At 46.7% G+C, this 20,331-nt stretch carries 15 protein-coding genes and 2 riboswitches; of the genes, 9 read left to right on the forward strand and 6 right to left on the reverse strand.

The features are described 5' to 3' along the window. Window positions 1-15: 15 nt before the first annotated feature. Window positions 16-945 carry a nickel ABC transporter permease gene (gene nikB / locus ACWXW9_RS04220; RefSeq protein WP_494928408.1) on the reverse strand — a complete coding sequence of 310 codons (930 nt, stop codon included), beginning with the start codon at window positions 943-945 and terminating at the stop codon, window positions 16-18. A 15-nt stretch (window positions 946-960) separates the two neighbouring features. Beyond that, window positions 961-2,544 (reverse strand): ABC transporter substrate-binding protein, encoded by a 1,584-nt coding sequence (locus ACWXW9_RS04225; protein WP_494928409.1) that lies wholly within the window; start codon window positions 2,542-2,544, stop codon window positions 961-963. A 207-nt stretch (window positions 2,545-2,751) separates the two neighbouring features. Further along, a riboswitch (cobalamin riboswitch) is annotated at window positions 2,752-2,952 on the reverse strand. A gap of 666 nt (window positions 2,953-3,618) precedes the next feature. On the opposite strand from ACWXW9_RS04225, the gene ACWXW9_RS04230 reads away from it, so the two are divergent. Both ACWXW9_RS04230 and ACWXW9_RS04235 read left to right on the forward strand, forming a co-directional pair. Next, complete coding sequence (locus tag ACWXW9_RS04230) at window positions 3,619-4,209, forward strand: hypothetical protein (RefSeq protein ID WP_494928410.1); 591 nt, start codon at window positions 3,619-3,621, stop codon at window positions 4,207-4,209. A 330-nt stretch (window positions 4,210-4,539) separates the two neighbouring features. Beyond that, window positions 4,540-5,610 carry a hypothetical protein gene (locus ACWXW9_RS04235; protein WP_494928411.1) on the forward strand — a complete coding sequence of 357 codons (1,071 nt, stop codon included), beginning with the start codon at window positions 4,540-4,542 and terminating at the stop codon, window positions 5,608-5,610. A gap of 83 nt (window positions 5,611-5,693) precedes the next feature. Here ACWXW9_RS04235 and ACWXW9_RS04240 read toward each other — a convergent pair whose 3' ends face one another. Further along, window positions 5,694-7,001 carry a nucleobase:cation symporter-2 family protein gene (locus ACWXW9_RS04240; RefSeq protein WP_025686240.1) on the reverse strand — a complete coding sequence of 436 codons (1,308 nt, stop codon included), beginning with the start codon at window positions 6,999-7,001 and terminating at the stop codon, window positions 5,694-5,696. Beyond that, window positions 6,995-7,612, reverse strand: a complete 618-nt coding sequence (locus tag ACWXW9_RS04245; protein WP_494928412.1) for a xanthine phosphoribosyltransferase — start codon at window positions 7,610-7,612, stop codon at window positions 6,995-6,997. The genes ACWXW9_RS04240 and ACWXW9_RS04245 overlap by 7 nt, the downstream gene beginning before the upstream one ends. A 158-nt stretch (window positions 7,613-7,770) precedes the next feature. Continuing rightward, window positions 7,771-7,874, reverse strand: a riboswitch (purine riboswitch). Between the two features lie 291 nt (window positions 7,875-8,165). On the opposite strand from ACWXW9_RS04245, the gene rhaB reads away from it, so the two are divergent. Genes rhaB through rhaD form a run of 3 tightly spaced genes read left to right on the forward strand, consistent with a single transcriptional unit; the run spans window position 8,166 to window position 11,812 of the window. Then, a complete protein-coding gene (gene rhaB / locus ACWXW9_RS04250; RefSeq protein ID WP_494928413.1) occupies window positions 8,166-9,647 on the forward strand; it encodes a rhamnulokinase in 1,482 nt (493 codons plus the stop codon). 12 nt (window positions 9,648-9,659) lie between these two features. After that, window positions 9,660-10,916: an L-rhamnose isomerase gene (rhaA, locus tag ACWXW9_RS04255; protein ID WP_494928414.1), complete on the forward strand. Its 1,257-nt coding sequence runs from the start codon at window positions 9,660-9,662 to the stop codon at window positions 10,914-10,916. A gap of 50 nt (window positions 10,917-10,966) precedes the next feature. Continuing rightward, a complete protein-coding gene (gene rhaD / locus ACWXW9_RS04260; RefSeq protein ID WP_494928415.1) occupies window positions 10,967-11,812 on the forward strand; it encodes a rhamnulose-1-phosphate aldolase in 846 nt (281 codons plus the stop codon). A 95-nt stretch (window positions 11,813-11,907) separates the two neighbouring features. Here rhaD and ACWXW9_RS04265 read toward each other — a convergent pair whose 3' ends face one another. Continuing rightward, window positions 11,908-13,080, reverse strand: a complete 1,173-nt coding sequence (locus tag ACWXW9_RS04265) for an acyl-CoA dehydrogenase family protein (protein WP_494928416.1) — start codon at window positions 13,078-13,080, stop codon at window positions 11,908-11,910. A gap of 280 nt (window positions 13,081-13,360) precedes the next feature. On the opposite strand from ACWXW9_RS04265, the gene ACWXW9_RS04270 reads away from it, so the two are divergent. Continuing rightward, a complete protein-coding gene (locus ACWXW9_RS04270; protein WP_494928521.1) occupies window positions 13,361-14,257 on the forward strand; it encodes a helix-turn-helix domain-containing protein in 897 nt (298 codons plus the stop codon). 225 nt (window positions 14,258-14,482) lie between these two features. Continuing rightward, window positions 14,483-16,786 carry a GDYXXLXY domain-containing protein gene (locus ACWXW9_RS04275; protein WP_494928522.1) on the forward strand — a complete coding sequence of 768 codons (2,304 nt, stop codon included), beginning with the start codon at window positions 14,483-14,485 and terminating at the stop codon, window positions 16,784-16,786. Between the two features lie 215 nt (window positions 16,787-17,001). Here the strand turns inward: ACWXW9_RS04275 and mmuM are convergent, their stop codons facing one another. Continuing rightward, complete coding sequence (gene mmuM / locus ACWXW9_RS04280) at window positions 17,002-17,949, reverse strand: homocysteine S-methyltransferase (protein ID WP_494928417.1); 948 nt, start codon at window positions 17,947-17,949, stop codon at window positions 17,002-17,004. 277 nt (window positions 17,950-18,226) lie between these two features. On the opposite strand from mmuM, the gene ACWXW9_RS04285 reads away from it, so the two are divergent. Together ACWXW9_RS04285 and ACWXW9_RS04290 are read left to right on the forward strand one after the other, a co-directional pair. After that, complete coding sequence (locus ACWXW9_RS04285; RefSeq protein WP_134911881.1) at window positions 18,227-19,282, forward strand: AEC family transporter; 1,056 nt, start codon at window positions 18,227-18,229, stop codon at window positions 19,280-19,282. 17 nt (window positions 19,283-19,299) lie between these two features. Further along, a complete protein-coding gene (locus ACWXW9_RS04290; protein WP_494928418.1) occupies window positions 19,300-20,319 on the forward strand; it encodes a 2-hydroxyacid dehydrogenase in 1,020 nt (339 codons plus the stop codon). Window positions 20,320-20,331: the final 12 nt, after the last annotated feature.

Here is a 20,331-nt window from a genome sequence, read left to right on the forward strand (position 1 = left end):
TTTCAACTTCCTCCCCTAACGCAAACGCAACCTTGGATCTACAGCCGCCTGGACCACATCTACCAAACACTGAACACCTACGATTAAAAATGCAGCAAAAATAACATACCCCTGTATCACTGGATAATCCCGCTGCGTAATCGCATCTATAAAATACTTGCCCAAACCCGGCCATGAAAAAATCGTCTCTACGATGACATTGCCCGCCAGCATAAATGACAGATTCGTGCCTAACAGCGTGATGATCGGCAAAATCGCATGCCTGAATATCTCAAAAAACAGAATATGCTTGCGGGAAAAGCCTCGGGCCTTCGCCGCCTTCACAAAATTCCGGTCACCCAGCTCCAGCATTTGGGCACGCAGCACACGGGCTTGCACAGCCCCCAAACCTGCCCCAAGGGTCAGCGCTGGCAGTACCAAATGAGTCCAATCCTCACGACCCATGGACGGGAGCCAGCCCAAACGAACGGAAAACAGGTAAATCAGCAGAAAGCCAAGCCAAAAAGAGGGAATGGACGATCCGAGCAGTGCAAACAGCCTTCCCAGACGATCGAGCCAACCGCTGGATTTTACCGAGGCGGCCAGTCCCATTCCAAGAGTCAGCAACGTCATGACGGCAAAGCCCGCCGAGGCCAGCTCCACGGTAGCGGGCAGTCTGTTCCACAGCTCGGTTAGCACCGACTCCTTGGATACATAGGAGGTGCCCCAATGCCCTGTGAACACATCCCGCAGCCAGTTCACATACTGAATATGGAGCGGCTCGCTCAAGCCCAGCTCCTTACGCAGCGCCGTCAACGCCTCCTCAGAGGCAGGCACATTATGCGCGGTGAGCAGAATGGTAGCAGGGTCGCCGGGAGCCAGCCTCATCAGCACAAACGTCAGCGTGGATACAACAAACACAATGATGACCAGTTGCGCCACGCGTTCCAGAATAAAACGAATCATAGGGTATGTAGCCCGTTATTCCGCAATATCGGATTGCACCGTAATGTAGTAATACTCAATCGGATGCGGCGTGAAGCCCTTTACCCCTTTTTTCGCCCCAAATACATTGTCCGGATGAACAATGAACGACTGCGGCAAATCCGTATTAATGATATCCAGCGCTTGCAGTGTCACAGCATTACGTTGCGCTGTATCCTTCGCCAGCTTCAAGCTGCCAAGAAGGTTCTCCAGCGGTTTGGAACTATAACGGCTTACATTGGCTTCGCTTTTAGAGGAATAAAACATGTCCATAAAATATTGCGGCTCCCCCGTATGGGCAGTCAGCACGCTGTACATGGCAAAATCCCAATCGTTTTTGGTCAGTGCCTCGTCGATATTTTCCACCTTGCGGATCTTCACCTGGATGCCCTCTTTTAACAGCTGGCTCTGAATCACCTCAGCCATCACCGAAAGCTCTGGACGCTGAGGAAAGGTCAGCAATGTAACTTCGAACGGCTTGCCTTGCTTGGTCCATGTGCCTTGGGCATCCTTCTTCCAGCCATCCTTCGTCAATAGCTGCTCGGGCGTTCCGTCCAGCGCTTTACGTTCCACCTTGCCGAAGGGGAGAATGCTTGGAAATGGGCTGCTTGCCTCCGTACCATAGCCTCTCATGATCGCACTCACAATGGATGCACGTGGTATCAGGCTGTCCACTACTTTGCGGTTCGCGGCATCCTTGAACACAGGCGACTCCATGTTATACACGATCATATGCGTGCGCAAAGAGGGAGCCGACAGCACTTGCAGCTTATCGTTCTTTTTCAATACCTCTGCGTTATCCACCGGAATATCGGTCGCTACATCTACTTCGCCGGATTGCAGCGCCAGCAGGCGTGAATTGCCGTCCGTAATGAACTTCATCGTTGCTGCTGCCAGCCGTGCCTTCTCGCCCCAATATTCGTCATAACGCTCTACGACCAAGGACTGATCCTTGTTGAACGCTTTAATTTTAAAAGCACCTGTCATCGCAGGGTAGCTCTGCTCATCTTTCATGGACGCTACATCCAACACAATCGTCGACGGATCAGCCAGATTGGACACCAGCGCTGAATTGGGCTGGTTTGTCGTGATTTTCAACGCCAGCGGCCCAGTTACGTCAATTGACTTTACGTCTAGTAAATCCTTCGCCAGATGGCTTTTCTCAATGGAGCGCAGCAGGGAAGCTTTTACACTTTCCGCGTCCATACTCTTTCCATCATGAAAAGTGACCTTATCCTGCAAGCTGAATGTCCAGACTGTGGGACTGTCCTGCTTCCATTCCTTTGCCAGCCAAGCCACTGGCTCCAGCTTTTCATTCAAACGGACAAGTGTCTCACCTGCGCCGGACCGCATGACATCCCAGCTATTGTCTCCGTGCGGGTCAACGCCTGACGGCTTCCACGTATACGCCATCACCAGCTTTTTGTCCGTTGTGGACTGTTGTGCGGATGTGTTTTCGCCCTTGTCGGAGCTGTCCGCCGTCTTATTAGTTGTGGAGCATCCCGCAAGAGCCATAACTGCCAGTAGCAGCATCACCCCTGTACATATGGACCATGAACGCTTTTTACAATTGCTTATCATCTTATTTATCCCCCTCTATCTTGTCATTCACAAATACCTAACGCAAAAAAAAGCATCCCGGACCGCCTGATCAGCAGTCAGAAATGCTTTCATTATAAAATGCCAAAGCTCACCTCAAAGCACCTCTAATCATAGAAGGGATCGGATCGGTTTCAGACATTCCGTAAGCAGCACGCCCAACCACCTCCCCAGCATCCCGTGGGTCTGACAGTGATGTTAAAACAGGCAGGTCTCCTGACTTCAGGCGTATCTTTCAGGCCTTCCCGGTTCTTCACAGTTCCAGTGGCTATTCCGAAAGCTACAGCAATTCCCTGCTGATGCCTGTATACAGTGGCGGGTCCGTGTCGGAATCTACCGAACTTCCCTTTTAAGTGAGGACGCACAACAGCCATCTACATGATCTCAACGAAACCCTGTAGATAGAAAGTCCGGCTCACACCTGTTTTCTTCCTTTATTCTTTTTCATTACGATTTAGGACTATCTTATTTTGTTGTTACAGGCTTGTCAACAAATGTCGCATAATATTTTAAATTTTAATGATACAGCAGGGATCAAGGTTGTGGCTTTGCTTTGCGTACACACCATTCACGTGCTAAAATTAGGTATAGAGATACCCATCGTGTCTGTATACTTAAAGAGCTTTCGCCACTACCAACGGCAAAGACTCTTAGGAATTGAAAGGCTGTGGATCACCACCACGGCGCGTTGCATAACTAAACGTTAATGCAAACGAAACCCACCGTTAGGCGTCTAACCTAATTACGCGGTGGGTTTTTGCTTGTTCTGAAATTTTTTATACACCCCTTCCTACAGCTCTAACAATTCCCTTCTAGTAGATTATCAAGCCCCTGATATTCATTTGAGGAAAACCTTCAGCTTCTTGGCCCTTGCTAAACTATCAATTCCACCGTCATAAGGCTGTCAATAAATGTCGTACATATCCGACTAATGGACTCTTGCAGACACAAAATATAGATAAATATATTCATATATACCATTAAAAGGTTGACATATTTTGTAAGCTCACTTATGCTATCTATGGATTTACAAATATTTCAAGGAGGCGATTTGTTATGAAGGTAAAGTTTCTTCCTCAAGCAATTCTGGCTACAACGTTATTCATCTCGTGGGGAATCGTTAGTCCAGCAATCTCCCATGCTGAGAAAGGAGAAAAAATCCCTGACCAAATGTTAGCGGGTACAATCATCCAATATGATGAGAACAATAACATGGTTGTAGTAGAAAAAGGAACTCCTGTTCCTGAACCACAAAAATCTCTAGCTGCTATTGCCCCACTCACTGCTGAACAACAAATTGAGCTAGAAAAAGAAGAAGCAATGATTAAGGAAATCAAAGAAGAAGCCAAATCACTGCCGGTATATCATATTGATAACCCTGACCCTCAGCCTGGTTTAAAAGTAATTTATGATGGTGAAGGTTATATCAAAGATATTATCTTGCCTGATCAAAAGGAAAATGCGATTACTACTAATAATGTTTCACTTCAGGCATTACCACGCGGAACACGCAAAGCACCAGGATCTTATACATACGGGGCACATAATAATGAAATCGTCATTACCGGAACATCGAGCGGCAAGTCCAAGGCACAGGAAGAGGGACAAACTTTACGGACTCTACTGGCGAAAACTCCAATTCACTAAAAAGAGGCGACTGTGCAACAAAAGGAGCTATTGATAATCCCGAGTTTGGAACAAAGATCTCTGTAAGAAATATTGACAATAATAATGTTCATGACTTCACTAAGGCCGACAATGGGAGTCTGCCAGATGCTGTTATTGATATTTGGAAAACTGGCGTGCAAGATTTAGGCTTGACATGGAGTTCGTCTCTCTCATTTTCTGGGAGATATTTTTATGCATTCTAATATCTTTATATTGAAGAAAGGATAGGGCCTACGCCCTGTCCTTTTCCCTATTTAAATTACCAATATTCAATTAGTAAATCCCTCATTTCAGAAAGGATGTATCCCTTTGAAAACAAGCGACTTTCGCTTACTTATATTTTTCTTACTTGTTCCAGCTCTATTGTCTGCCTGCTCTCCAACTTCTGCTCCATCAGTAGAATCCGTCCCATCCAAACAAGTTCAATCAGGTGAAAAAACAGCTCCGGTCGGACAAGGCCAATATCTATCTATGACCTATACTGAATATGTGAATGGGAAAAATACAGATAAAGGTATGGTTATGCGGGTTATGACGTATGATTTGAGCAGCAAAAAAATGACCAAGCTGGCCGATGTTCCTTATACCTCTCAATATCCACTTTCTGTAGTGTCATTACCTGATCACAAGATTTACTACTCTGCTGATGTTGACGATAAGGGAGATCAGTTATTTTCGTACGATTTGAATTCAAAAAAAACCGAGCAACTTTCCGGAAATTTGTTTGCCATTAATCGTATAGTGCCAACGACTCCAGAAGGTCCACTTGTTCTAGCTGCTGTAAAAAAAGGAGAGCGTACACTTAAAACTATTTTCTACAATAAATCAACTCATAAAATGCAATTTATGAACGATGAAAACCAAGATAAACACACCTGGTCCATAGCCTACAATCCTGCGAAAAAAGCAATTTACAATACACAGTTTTCAGAGAAGGAGCAAGATAAACAGTCAGATATTGCATCAAAAAAAAATACGTTTACAACGCCAACAGACTACAAGGTTACAGAAATCAATAACATCACTAAACAAGAGCGACCTGTCATCACACTAAAGAACGAGCAAATCTTGTCAATGTCCAGCAGTAATGATCAGTTGCTCCTAGTCACTGCCCGTTTCATTAATCACGGCAACCCCGAGTATAGCCTTGTCGATATCGCAACTGGAAAGCGCACCAAATTAGAGCTACCCATTTCGTCCCGCAGCTTTATCTATATGTCCCCGGACGGCAAGGGTATCTACTATCTAGGAAGCGCCTCCCAGAAAAATCAGGAGGAAGGGCGCGGCGTGTACTATTATGACTTCGCATCGAAAATCCAAACCCCGATCTTCATACAGGAAGAGGGTTTTATCAATAACTTCATGCTGCTGAACAAATAATTCATTCTGAATAACTCTATGCCAAAAAGCCGGAAAAAGAGGCTTACGACCTCTCTCCGGCTGTCTTTATTTAATCCTAATTATCAAACCTTCTGCGGAACCTCCGACACTGTCACACCTTTGACCGATTCGGCTTGTTTTTTCGTTAAAACGATGTTCAAGACAATCGCCGTGATCGAGCCGGATACGATGCCGTTTTGCAGCAGCATTTTGGCAAAGCTCGGCAGTTGGTCGAACATTTGGGGCAGCACGGCAGAGCCGAGGCCCACCGCAATACTGCATGCCGCGATCAGCAGATTGCTTTCCTTCCGCAAGTCCACTTCTGACAAAATAGACATGCCCGACGCAGCAACCGAACCGAACATAACGATCATCGCCCCGCCCAGCACAGCATTAGGAATCACTGTCGTTAAGGCAGCCAGTTTGGGCAACAGACCAAGAACAACCATAATGCCACCCGCAGCAAAAATAACGTTCCGTGACTTGACGCGTGTCAGCGAAATCAGACCCACATTTTGCGAGAATGCCGTGTAAGGAAACGCATTAAAAATACCCCCGAGCATAATCGCAAGTCCTTCTGAGCGCAGACCATTGACGATTTGCTTCTGCTCTACCTTTTGATCAATCGCCTTGCCTACTGCCAAATAAACGCCCGTAGACTCGACCATGCTGACAATATTAACAATAATCATCGTACATACTGCCATAATGCTAAACTCAGGCTTACCAAAATAAAACGGCTGCGCAACACTTACCCAAGACGCTTGCGCCACTGGAGCAAAATGTACCATCCCCATCGCATAAGCGACCACGGTACCCGCAAACAGACCGATGAGCACGGAAATCGAGCGCAAAAAACCCTTTGCTAACCGATTCACAAGTAAAATAACCAGTAAAGTAACTAACGCCAGCAGCAAATTACGCGGCTGTCCAAAATCCGCGCTGCCCTGACCCCCTGCTACGTTATTCATCGCCACCGGAATGAGGGACAGGCCGATAATCGTAACCACCGAACCCGTAACCACCGTCGGGAAAAAGCGTAGCAGCTTGCCATACAACGGTGCCGCGAGCACCACGAATATACCGGATAAAATAATGGCTCCGTACGCGGTCGCCAAATTCGAGGTCGACGCAATCGCAATAATCGGCCCCACCGCCGTAAACGTACAGCCCAGAATGACAGGCAATCTACTGCCGAAAAACCGCGTGCCCATAATCTGTAATAACGTAGCAATCCCGCAAGTGAACAAATCGGCAGCCACCAGATAGGCCATCTGGGCTGGTGTCAGATGCAATGCTCCCCCTACAATGAGAGGTACGGCAATCGCTCCGGCGTACATCGCCATCACATGCTGGAAGCCCAGTGCGAATAACTTTTGTTTGCTTAGCATCCCACATTCTCCTTAACAGAAGAAATCACCGCACCCGCTTCTTCTATAAAATGAACCTCGCCCGGTGCCATGGAAGCGATACGTGCAAGAGAGCGTACGGCAATGCCTCTTTGTTCCAGCAGTCCACGGCCTTCCTGAAAGCTCTTTTCGATCACGCAGCCGACCCCGGCCAGTTCCGCTCCCGCTTCCTTCACAATATCTGTAAGTCCGACCAATGCTGCACCGGTCGCCAGAAAGTCATCCACGATCAGCACATGGTCGCTGGCATCGAGATATTTTTGGGAAATACTGACCTGATAGGTTTCCTGCCGTGTAAACGAGTGAACCTCAGCGAAGTATACCTGCTCGTTCAGCGTGATTGCCTTCTTTTTCTTCGCGTAGATGAACGGAACACCCAATGCAATGGCTGTAGCCATGGCAAACTGAATGCCGCTTGCTTCAATCGTAAGCACCTTCGTAATGGGAGCACTGCCAAAAAGACGTGCGAACTCCTTGCCAATCTCCAGCGCCAATGCTGTATCCACCTGATGATTCAAAAATGAATCTACCTTTAATACCGTGTCGGATAAAATCTGTCCCTCTTGACGAATACGCTCCTCCAAAACTTTCATTATGCGGGTATCGCTCCTTCTTTACTTTAAAATAGAATAAACCTGCCAAAACCAAAAAAAGGACAGGCTCCCTTGAGTTGTTTCTCAAGTGAAGCCTGTCCCTGGGGTTGTAATCCCTGACGGATGAGCACACAAATAAATGCCCGCATTTCATCCGAAGCCGATGCGCTATCACTCATAGTCAGACGATTACAGTGGTCGTCCGGTAGAAACTTTTGGGCCATATCCCCAATATTATACGAGTCATATGAAATTGATATCTTGTATACTACACCCTCTGGCGGGCGGTTTCAAGACTATTTTTCATACAGACAGCAGCACTTGAAGAACATTCCATAATTCTAACATCGCAAAACAATTTCCTCCTCCAATTAAAGTACATATATTGTAGAAAACAGATACCGAAACACGTAAATCCATACAAAACAACATTATATTTTATTTATAATTTGAAAAACAAAAATAAAACCATAAATTATATTTCCGTTTGTGTTGACTACAAAGATAAACGGAAGTAGTATTGAATTAGTTAAGAAATAAAAGGAGATTGGTTATGGATAACTATCTTGCTGTTGATATTGGAGCTTCAAGCGGAAGGCTCGTGCACGCAACTCTGCAAGACGGTCTGCTTCACTTGCAAGAGCTTCATCGGTTCAACAACTCCTTTACCGAAAGAGACGGACATGATTACTGGAATGTCGACGATCTGTTGGATGAGATTATTAAAGGACTGCAAAAAGCCAAACAAAAAGGGATTCATACCTGTACGATCGGCATCGATACATGGGCTGTAGATTATGTACTGCTTAATAAGGAAGGCCATCGCATTCATGAGATATACGCTTACCGGGATGCACGCACCCTTCATGCACCCAACAAGCTGCACCAGCTCATTAGCCGGGAAGATGTATATGAGAAAACAGGCATTCAGGAACTGAACTTTAATACGCTGTATCAACTGTTCGTCCATGATCGGAAACAGCTTGCCCAGGCGGATAAAATATTGATGGTACCTGATTATCTGTACTACCGCCTTACGGGCATCATGGTCAATGAAACGACGAACGCATCTACCATGCAGCTTCTAAATGTGAACGCCCGAGATTTTGATGAGGACCTGCTGTCCCTGCTCCAGCTTCGGCGTGATCAATTTTCGGAGCTTGCTGAGCCTGGTCAGGTGCTAGGTACTATTTTGCCGGAGCTTGTTAAGAAGTACGATCTTCCAGACTGCCAATTCATCCTCGTGCCTACGCATGATACCGCTTCGGCGGTTGCGGGTGTTCCATTACGACGGGAAGAATCGTGGGCTTATATTAGCAGCGGAACGTGGTCGCTACTGGGTATGGAGCGGCAACAAGCCTTGAACACCAAGGCAGCCATGCAGGCGAACTACACCAATGAGTGGGGCGCTTACGGCACATATCGTTTTCTGAAAAACATTATGGGCCTATGGATGATTCAGGAGGTAAGAAGAGAGGGCGGTTCCGCTCTTAGCTTTGCCGAATTGGCCCAACTGGCTTCGGCAGAAACGCCGTTTGCCAGTCTCGTTCTCTGCAACCTGCCCGCATTTTTAAACCCGGATAGCATGACCCTTGAAATTCAACGGTTTTGCGAGGAAACGGGGCAGCCCATTCCCCGAACTCCGGGTTCGCTCGCCCGCTGTATTTTCGACAGCCTGGCCTTGAGCTACCGGGATGCCTTACATGAGCTACAGCGTTTAACAGACGAAACGGTTACCCAATTGCACATTGTCGGCGGAGGCGCTAACAACGAGTTACTATGTCAGCTAACAGCCGATCTTTTGGGGGTTGAGGTTCACGCAGGCCCTTCAGAGTCTACGGCTATCGGTAATATCGTCGTGCAGCTCATCAGCACCGGCGCTCTTGACGATCTCCAAGCTGCTGGCAGCGTCATTGCCCAATCCTTCCCGACCCAGTTATATCAACCGAGGACGGTGGGTGGGATTGAAGGGCTTCTGGATCGCTGGGAGAGTCTCAAGAAGCAAACAGCGTCCTCTATTCAGATATCTCGATAAAGGAGTAAAACCATGAATCAAGCCATTGAAGCCAGTTATAACGAAGCGAAAAAGCTGTATGCCCGCCACGGTATTCAGGTGGATGACGTTTTACAGAAGCTTTCAGAGATCAAAATATCATTACACTGCTGGCAGGGAGATGATGTTCAGGGCTTCCTGTTCAAAGACAAACAGCTTAGCGGGGGCATTGCTGTAACAGGCAGCTACCCGGGCAGAGCGGGTACGCCGAATGAATTGCGCCAGGATCTAGAGAAAGCCCTGTCGCTCATTCCAGGTCAACACAAGGTCAATCTGCACGCCATCTATGCGGATACCACAGAACAAGTGGATCTGGATCAATTGGAGCCGCGCCATTTTCAGAACTGGGTAGACTGGGCCAAACAGCAGGGACTGGGGCTTGATTTTAACCCCACATTGTTCTCCCATCCCAAAGCGGAAGACGGCTTCACGCTAAGCCACAAGGACCCGGAAATTCGCAACTTCTGGATCACACACTGCAAAAAATCGCGCAGGATTGCAGAGCATTTTGGAAAAGAACTCGGTCAGCCATGTGTTACAAACCACTGGATGCCGGATGGTTACAAGGATACCCCGATTGACCGCTTGGCTCCAAGAGAGCGGCTGCGGGATTCTCTGGACGAGATTTTCAGTGAAGAAATTAGTGAAGAATACAACATAGACGCGGTTGAAAGCAAGCTGTTCGGCATCGGTTCGGAAAGCTATGTCGTCGGTTCGCATGAGTTCTATATGGGCTACGCGCTGACGCGGGGCAAATCCATCTGTCTCGATTCCGGCCACTTCCATCCGACCGAAGTCATTTCGAATAAACTGTCTTCCGTGCTGATGTTCACCGATCAATTATTGCTTCATGTCAGCAGACCCGTCCGTTGGGACAGCGATCATGTGGTGACCATGGACGACGAATTACTCGACATTGCCCGTGAGCTGGTTCGCGGAGATTTGCTTTCCCGAACCCATATCGGCCTTGATTTCTTTGACGGCAGCATTAATCATGTGGCTGCATGGGTCATCGGAACACGCAACACAATCAAAGCGCTGCTCCGCGCTATGCTGGAACCGATTGAAGCATTGAAGCAGGCGGAAGAGGAACGGGACTTTACCACTCGTCTTGCCCTGGTCGAAGAATTTAAATCGTATCCGTTCGGGGCCATCTGGGATTACTATTGCGCTCAAAATAGTGTCCCTGTTCGTGAAGAATGGCTGGCAGAAGCGAAAAACTATGAACAACAGGTACTGCTGAAACGGTAACTACTGCATTGATAATTTATATTTATATCATCCAAAGGGAGAGATCATCCATGACTACTGTGCTGGAGAATCAAAAAGAACGAAAATCGGGACTGGATATCCCATTTGTTCGCGAGATGGCGGAAATTACGCAAAACATGTGGAAATTCGGCTGGGATGAGCGTAACGGAGGGAATGTCAGTTATATTCTGGATGAAGCAGAGGTAGCCAAATATCTTGATATCCATCATGTTATTCGTACGATCAAACCTGCTTTTCCTGTGAATGAACTGGCAGGCAAATATTTTATTGTCACTGGATCAGGTAAATATTTTAAAAACGTAATCTCCGATCCGGAAGCCAATTTAGGTGTCCTTCGTGTCTCGCAGGATGGCGAGCAATTGGAAGTCTTGTGGGGCCTCAAGCATGACGCGGTACCTACGAGCGAATTGCCGTCTCATTTTATGAGCCATATCGAACGATTGAAGGTGGATCCTAACCATCGTGTTGTGATCCATAATCATGCCACCCATGTCATTGCCATGACCTTCATTCATAATCTGGACGAAAACCAGTTCACCAAAACACTGTGGGAAATGTGTACCGAATGTATTGTCGTCTTCCCAGACGGTATCGGCGTAATCCCTTGGATGGTACCGGGCTCCAGCGAAATCGGCCGCGAAACGGCCAAAAAAATGAAAGATCATCACGCCGTATTATGGCCTCATCACGGTATTTTCGGAACAGGCAGCTCCATTGATGAAGCGTTTGGCCTGATTGAAACGATTGAAAAAGCGGCGCAAATTTATATGCTCATTGCACAGCATGATATCCAGCAGCGGATTACGGATCAGGAATTGGCGGATCTGGCTAAAGCCTTTAACGTTACTCCAAAAGAAGGAATCCTGAACGTATAAACATAGGCTGACCTCATAGCTCACAACCTAAAAGGCTCCACGGCTCGTCTCAAACCAGCCATGGAGCCTTTGTCATGCCTACGGGATATCACGCTTTATGTTTCACGAATAGCCCGATCCGTCAACTGATTCAGGACAGCGTCCTCCATCGGCGGGTTATGCAGACCGAAGCGCACATTACGGTACATCAGTTGTAGCGGATGGGACAGCGACAGGCTGTGTACCCCGACGATTTTCATCGCCAGATCCACTACAGACAAAGCTGTTTGTACAGCAAACACCTTGGCTGCGCCGAGATCCGGGTTCGCCTGCCCGGGAGGCACCATGGCATTCGGCTGCCAACGCGCAGCTACGCCATATAACAGATGCCGGGCGGCTGTCAGCTCCAGCTCGATCTGTCCGAGTTTTTGCCGGATATGCGGCAATTCGATGATCGGGTGCGGCAAGCTGTTCGGCTGATAGCTGGAAGCAAATTGAATCGCCTCCTGACGCGCAGCCAGTGCGATCCCCAAATAGACAGCCGGAATATTGAGTAAAAAGAAGCCGGGCTTCGCGTTTTTGCGGGATGGCTGCCGCTGGTGTACCCTTGCGTGCTCGGGAAGCTGTACATCCTTCAGCACAAGATCATGACTGGCTGTCGCCCGCATTCCCACCGTGTTCCAGGTCGGGTTAATGGATACCCCCGGTGCTTCCTTCGGAATCAGGAACTCCGATACGCCTCCGGTTTCAGTATCCGAGGCAGACACGATAAAGTAGTCCAGCGCGGTCGAAAGAGACGTGAACGCCTTGGTCCCATTCAGAACAAAGCCCTGTTCTGTCCGTTCTGCCAAGGTCTGGGGCTTGCCCCCACGAGTCGGGCTTCCAGTGCCAATCTCCGAATCGGCACGGTTCACCAGCGCCCCCCGTTCGACTACTTCACGGCATAACGCGGCGTATTGTTCCTCCTGCCAAGGACGATCCTCGGACAAGCCGAACAGGATAATATGATGCCAGCCCAAAGCCAACGCCATCGCAGCGTCAACCTGAGCAATTCTTTCCTGGTATAACAGAAATTCAGTCAGGGATGCCCCCTGCCCTCCATATTCGCGGGGAACGGAGAGCGTATGATACCCGATTTCCTTTAGATCGTGAAGCAGGCTTACGTTAAGCTCGTTCGTTTCGTCCGCCTTACGTGCCGTCTCGTGATGGCGCTCCACAATGGTTCCAATCAGCTTTAGCTTGTCCACTTGCTCTTTTGTTGTAGCGAATCCGTATTCTAATAAAGACAATGAAGCCCCTCCTTTTGCCTAGAAGCTTATCCAATATAGCCTAAATAAGATATTCCATAGAGATTATCATTTAATAGTATCAAGCTTTCAAACGGTGCGTCTATGTCAATTTGTGATCTACTTTCCTTAGCATGTGATCAAATTGACAAAAAAACAGCACCCTCCGGAAATGGTTTTAATTTTATAGCCCTAAATTCCAATGAATTAACTTGTAATTGTCCATTCCTTTATATACAATAAAATCAAAATCCCCTTATCTCCACCAAAGGAGAGGTGACATATTGTGAAAAGAGTGAAGAACGAAGATCACTTCGACATCGTGGAAGACCATTATTTCACAGCTACTGAACTGGAAAAATCCAGCGCGATATGGCCAGTCAGGCTCGGTATGGATATTTCCAAGACCAGCTATCATGTCGGCCCCAAGGCTGTGCCTTATTTCTATTTAATTTTTGTGCTTGACGGTCAGGCTGAGTTTATTTATAAGCAAAAGAAATATCATGTGCAGAAGTCCGACCTATTCTGCTTTTTCCCGCATCTTGCACATGAATACTACACGGATCAGGAGAACCCGTTACAAAAGGTATGGATTGCTTTTGAGGGACCCAAATCCCTTGCTTTGCTGGAGCGAATCGGGATTAAACCCTGTACGCCTTTTTTGGCCAATGCAGTAAGTGAGGAAGTCATTGGACTCATCTCGAATTTGTTTTCCATTGTAAATGACAGCAGCAGACGTGACAGCGATCTCGCGCGTCTCATTACACTGCACCAGATTTTCGAGGAGCTGTCCCGCAACACATCGGATACATTGCGCAACTATGTATGCTCTGACTATTGGCTACAACAGGGGAAAGATTACATTGATATGCACTATTGTGACCGCATTACGATTGAACAGATTGCCGAGCATGTTGGCGTGGATCGCGCGCATTTTTCACGCAAATTCCACTCCACCTTCCTGATTTCCCCCGCCAAGTATTTGCAAAACCTCAAGATCGATGAGGCCAAAAGATTGCTGGAGCAAACGACTTACAATTTGTCGATCATTGCCCAGTCCATCGGCTACACGGATATGTCCACTTTTTCCAAGGCATTCAAGAAAACGGCTGGAATTCCGCCGCGTGAGCATCGGTTCCGGCATCAAGCCCGGCGAGAGTTCCGTACCGCCAACGCTTAATGCACAGTACCGCATGGCGTAGGTTCCATCACTCTTTACCACCCTGTTATTTAACACAAAAAAAATAGCACAAGTACGCTGGCATGGAGTTCAGTAGCGATACAGGAGAACAACTATATACGGTTATTCTCCTTTTTTTATGACCTGATCCTAATTCCTACTTGGTTCTCAGACCTTTCAACGCTATAATAGGCATCAAACCAACAGGAAAGGTACGTGAAACGAATGCTGCGATTCAATGCGATACGTATGGGCTATCTGCTGGGCATCTCACTGGTACTGGCCGCGATTATTTATTTTTTCGCCTCCAATTGGGGTGGACTGGATCGGACGGTCAAAATTGTGCTGGCTGCTGCGCTTATCGTTCTGTTCTATGGCTTGTCCTTTGTATTTGCACGTATACGCGCTATTCCCGGTCAGCAAGCCTTTCTGTCGAATATATTTCTGGTGGCTGGCTGTATAGCCTTTGGCGTTTCCGTGGCGTTGCTTGGTCAAATATACAATTCCCACGCGGACAGTTACGGGTTGTTTTTAATTTGGTCGGTTCCGGCTCTGCTGTTAAGCTGGATTACCCGCTACAATCCTTTTTATATACTGTCCTATGTATTGATTCATCTCGGTTTGTGGCTTTATTTTTACCCTACGATGCAAAGCGCACCTTACAGCGAACTGGAATCGTTGTCCATTGCCGGAGTGTTCGCACTGGTCAATCTGGTGTTGTTTCTGTTGACGTTCTTCCATCGTCTAAGCTCTGCACCACTAAAATATGTGAGCTTTATCGTTTTCCACATAGCCTTGCTGACGATGACCAACTCTTTTGCATTGGATGAATATGGTCTCATTATGAACATACCATGTATCGCTGTGATCGCTATTGGGTTTTATGTGTTTACCAAGGTCCGACTGAGTAAAACGCTGCTCACCTTGAATGCATTGGCGGCCTCCGCTTTTGCTGTCTTTAAATTTATCGAGCTGGCAGAAGCGTACTCTTCATCGCTGTTCTTTGTCTTTGGGTTGATTTTTGTGGCGCTGCTGTTGACGGGTAATGTATGGTTTTTCCGTTATTTGAATCGTTTGGGGAAAACACCGCCGGAAGCTGGGGAAATATCCAACGAGAACAAAGGGGATATCGCAAAATCCGATACGGAGACAACGGGCATCAGTACATCAAAGACTGAGACAACCGTTCCCGAGGAACGTAGCAGTGAATGGATCAGCAAAACCGTATCCCGTGTGATCAAAGTGGTCGGAGTGCTGATTGGAAGTATATCCCTGATCGGACTGATTAACATTAGCACGAATGTAAACCACACCGAATATGTACTGTTGGGTGTGTCGTTGCTGCTTATGATTTCGATGATTGTCATTCCGGAATCCAAGCTGGATTCTGTCATACGTTATACCCTGTTGGCGATCAGCTATATTACAGGCTGGGTAGCCATTCTCTGGTCAGATCAGACGTTGCTTTCGGTACTGTTTTTGATCGTTTCTATAGTAGGATGGTTTCGTTCGCAGGGAAGGCGACAGCTATTTTTCACTTACACCTTTGTGAACTTGAATTTGGCGACCATTCTATTTCAGCAGTTTCAGGAGTGGGATTCTTGGAACTGGTCCTTTGAGTACATTATCCTCTCTCTTTTCTTGGTCAATGCTGTGTTGTATGCAGCAAGTTACTTTATACCCAAGACGGCATCGCGGGAACACCTTCGGGATAGCTCCTTATTTTTCAGCCTGCTGTTTATGCTGTGGGCGACCTTTTTCGAGGATGTCATTCCACACTCTTATGTGCTGATTAACATTCTTTATTTCGTTATCGTTACAGGTATGGTCTTTGCCTTCATCCGACTAAAACAAAAATCGGAGGTCTTCACAAGCGTAGCGTTCTGGTTTATTTTTATTGGCTTCAAATACTATGATTTGTTGTGGACGCTACTGTATAAGTCCTTTACGCTGGCGCTGCTGGGTGTCATTGCACTCGGAATTACGTGGTGGGCGGATCGGCGGATGGCCCATAGCGGCAAGACAGCGTTTGATGCCGACCACCGCAGCTTTAGCTTCATGCGCTTAAGCCCGCTGCTGATCGCTGTAGTTATCATGCTACAGCTCGGTGTGATCGGCTATCAGACCGTAAGAAGTGAAAGCCTGCTTGCCACAGGCGCTTCCATCAAGCTCAAACTAGCCCCTGTAGACCCTCGCTCTCTGTTACAAGGCGATTATGTCATGCTGAATTACGATATCTCTACCCCCTTTTCGCAGGACAATTGGAATCAGGGCAAGGTTAAAGTCGTGCTTGCGCCGAATAGCCAAGGAGTATACACCGTTGATCGACTGTATCAGGATGGTGACAAGCTTGCCAATCATGAGGTTATTCTAAATGGAAAATGGAATGGTTCACGTATTCAGTACGGTATTGAGAATTATTTCATCCCTGAGGGAACCGGGCGTAATGTTGAACAGAACGCTCATTATGCCTACATTCGGGTAAGTCAGAGCGGGGATGCGTTGCTGGAACGGCTGTCAGACAGCTAACCGGAGATCATGGAGCACATCGTACCCAGTGGGGTCTTATCCTGCTGTTGTACGTCACGCCTGCATGATGCGAAGACCCAGTCGTCATTACAAAAACAGGCTGAACCAAGTCCCTCCATTACTGGAGAGTCACTTGGTTCAGCCTGTTTACTTTTACAGTACAGTGGAAGGACGTCCCTTATGAATTGCCTTCTTCATCCTTCGTTCAGCCCCGCCTATGCGTCTCTCGACCAATTCGCAATCCCTTGGATATCCTCCGGCTGAGTCCGGCAACAACCACCAATCAGGCGGGCTCCTGCTTCATACCATTGGCGAGCACTCTGCCCGAACGTCTCTGTACAACTCGTACCGTGCCATGTCTTGGTAACCGGGTCATATTCCTCCCCCAGATTGGGATATACCACCACAGGCTTATCCGTATAACTGCGCATTTCGTGGATGAGCGATGGAATGTACTGCGGCAAAGTACAATTAATACCTACAGCAGCCACTTGCTCATGTTCATCCAGCCATTCGGCGCACGCGGCGGCCGACTCCCCATTGCTGATGTGCTGCCCATCCTTTGCACTAAAGCTGATCCAGGCATACGTGCCGGGAAATTCCTTTAGCAATCGCGCGATGGCCTTGGCTTCGACCAGACATGGTATTGTTTCACAGGCCAAAATATCTGCGCCTGCCTCAATGAGAGCCTTCATTCGCGGTCGGTGAAACTCGACAAGCTGTTCCTCGCTCAGCGTATAATCACCGCGATATTCTGAACCATCCGCCAAAAACGCGCCGTAGGGTCCGACAGAGGCTGCGACTAGCGGCTTGGGGCGATGCTGTTGTTTTGCACCAGCCGTAATATCTGCCCAAAATTCATCCCGTGCCTGTACGGCAATCCGTACTGAGGACTGAATCAACTCCAACGCTTCATTTTCGCTCAAGCCCCGTTTGACATAGCCTTCAACGGTAGCCTGATAGCTCGCAGTGATCGCGCAGTCTGCACCCGCTTCAAAATAGTCTCTATGCACACGCTTGATAGACTCCGGGTGCTCATGGAGTATTTTAGCCGACCATAAGCTGTCGTTCAGATCATGCCCGTGACGCTCCAGCTCCGTAGCCATTGCGCCATCCAGCACGATCAGCGGAAATTCGTCCAGTATATGTTGTATCGGATTCATAGGGTTCCTCCTGCTCGTCTTTTCTATTTAACTCACTAATCAAGTTGGGTTTAATTTTTTATATTATAGCATGTATGTTGATGAGTACCTCTCATTTGCCCATCTGATGTAATGTATAAATTTTTTAAATTAGTTTCATAAGTTAAATTAATTAGATATTGTTCTTTTTTTCACAAAGTCATTTTACTATAAAAGTGCAAACCAACCACTTTGGCCAAAAGATCAGGGAATTGCATAGTCATATTTGTGAAAAAAGGTACAAGAGAGGGTTTTATCTATGTCTTTACTACAAATGATTACATCGACCTTAACAGATAATAATATTCTCAGTTCCATCGCTTCCACCGTTTTTATTATCCTTCTCGGTTTCTTTTGCCGCAAGAAGGGGATTTTTACAGCACAAGTAGGAAAGCTGCTGTCCAAGGTTGTTTTAACTGTGGCTTTACCAGCGTTAGCCTTTAATTCTTTCATGCAGGATATTAATCCTACAATATTAAAGCAAGGCATGAATGTTTTAATATGGGGAATTTTAATTTATATTATTCTCATTTTTATTTCAAAACCTTTCTTCCTGAGCTACAACAAGGATAAACAGGATGTTCTGCGGGTATTAACTATTTTCGGGTCTACTACTTTTTTCGGAATTCCAATTGTTGCGGCAATCTATGGTCCTACCGGAGTTATGTACAGTTCCATTTTTAACATAGGCTACCGTATTTTCTTATACTCCTATGGCTATATCAAAATGAGCGGCTTAAAAATGGAGCTTAAAAATCTCAAAACCATGTTTTTAAATCCGATCGTTATCGCCACTTTTCTAGGCTTGTTTGTTTGGTTGTTTCAGGGTTATTTGCCACAGATGAGCGTAGCTACTGAGGATGGGGCCATTCAGCAATTCGCTTTTCTAAGAATTGATCAAACTGCTGTCTGGTTGTTCAAGCCCATGACCTACCTTGCTGGGCTAGCTTCACCATTAGCCTGGTTATCGATTGGTTCTACATTGGGTGAGATCAGCTTCAAGTCGGCAGCTACTGACAAGACCTCTTGGTATTACAGCATCGTTAAGGTTTGGCTTGTACCTATTGTTAACATCGTTTTGCTGGCTTTGTTAACTGTATCTCATATTCTGTCGGTCGATACTGTCGCTTTATCTACTATTGTCATTATGATGGCTACTCCTACTGCTACCGTAGCCGCAGCCTATGCCATCAGTTTTGATAAGGAAGCCATATTGACTTCCAATGCATCGCTTCTATCTACTATAACTTCTGTCGTCATGATTCCAGTTTGGATTATTACGCTAAATATCATTGATAAAATTGGGATTTTCTAAATCAGGGGGAAAACAACATGTTAAAAATAATTTGCTACGGCGTCCGTTCTTATGAGAAACCATATTTCCATGACCTCAATAAATATAACTTTCAACTAACGCTGGTAGAAGAACTGTTAACTTCCAGCAATGCAGAATTGGCACAGCATCATGATGCCGTTTTGTTAAGAGGAAACTGCGCTGCGAATCGAGAGAATCTCACGAAATTCAAGGATTACGGCATTCAATATGTTTTCACCAGAACGGTCGGAATCAACCACATTGATTTAGATGCCTGCAGCGAATTCGGGATGAAGGTCGCACGTGTGCCATCATATTCTCCGAATGCCATTGCGGAGCTCTCCTTAACTCTGGCCATGATGCTGTTCCGTCACACGGCTTATATGACTGCCAAAAGCTCGTTCAAAAATTTTATTGTGGACGAGCATACATTCAGCAAAGAGATCCATAACTGTAAAGTTGGGATTATTGGGGTCGGTCGCATTGGTCTGACGGAAGCCAAATTGTTTAAAGGATTAGGAGCATCCGTTATTGGCTATGATGTGTACCAATCCGACGCAGCCAAGGAAGTCATTCCATTCACAACTTTAGATGAGCTATTGGCAGAGAGTGATATCGTCAGTGTGCATGTTCCTTATCTGCCGGGACAGAACGACAAAATGATTAACGCCAGCTTTTTAGAAAAAATGAAAAAGGGATCTATTCTAATTAATACTTCACGTGGAGAATTACAAGATAACCAAGCCATTTTGGACGCTTTGCTCAGCAACCATCTGGAAGGCTTCGCTACGGATGTCTTCCCTAAAGAAGAAGAATTATTTTTCAGAGCATTTGATCCATGGCAAATGCTCCCGGATCCAACGGTCCAGAAGCTTGTGGAGCTGTATCCAAGAGTTTTGGTGACGCCTCATGCTGGCTCGAATACCGTTACAGCGTTATCCAACATGATTGAAACCAGCTACGACAACTTCCATGATATACTTACAACCCAAACTTCGGACAATCTGGTCCCACTCCCTGTTCTTTCTATGAAATAATTAGGAAGCTCG

The sequence above is a fragment of the Paenibacillus sp. LT-B23 genome (genome assembly GCF_059417685.1).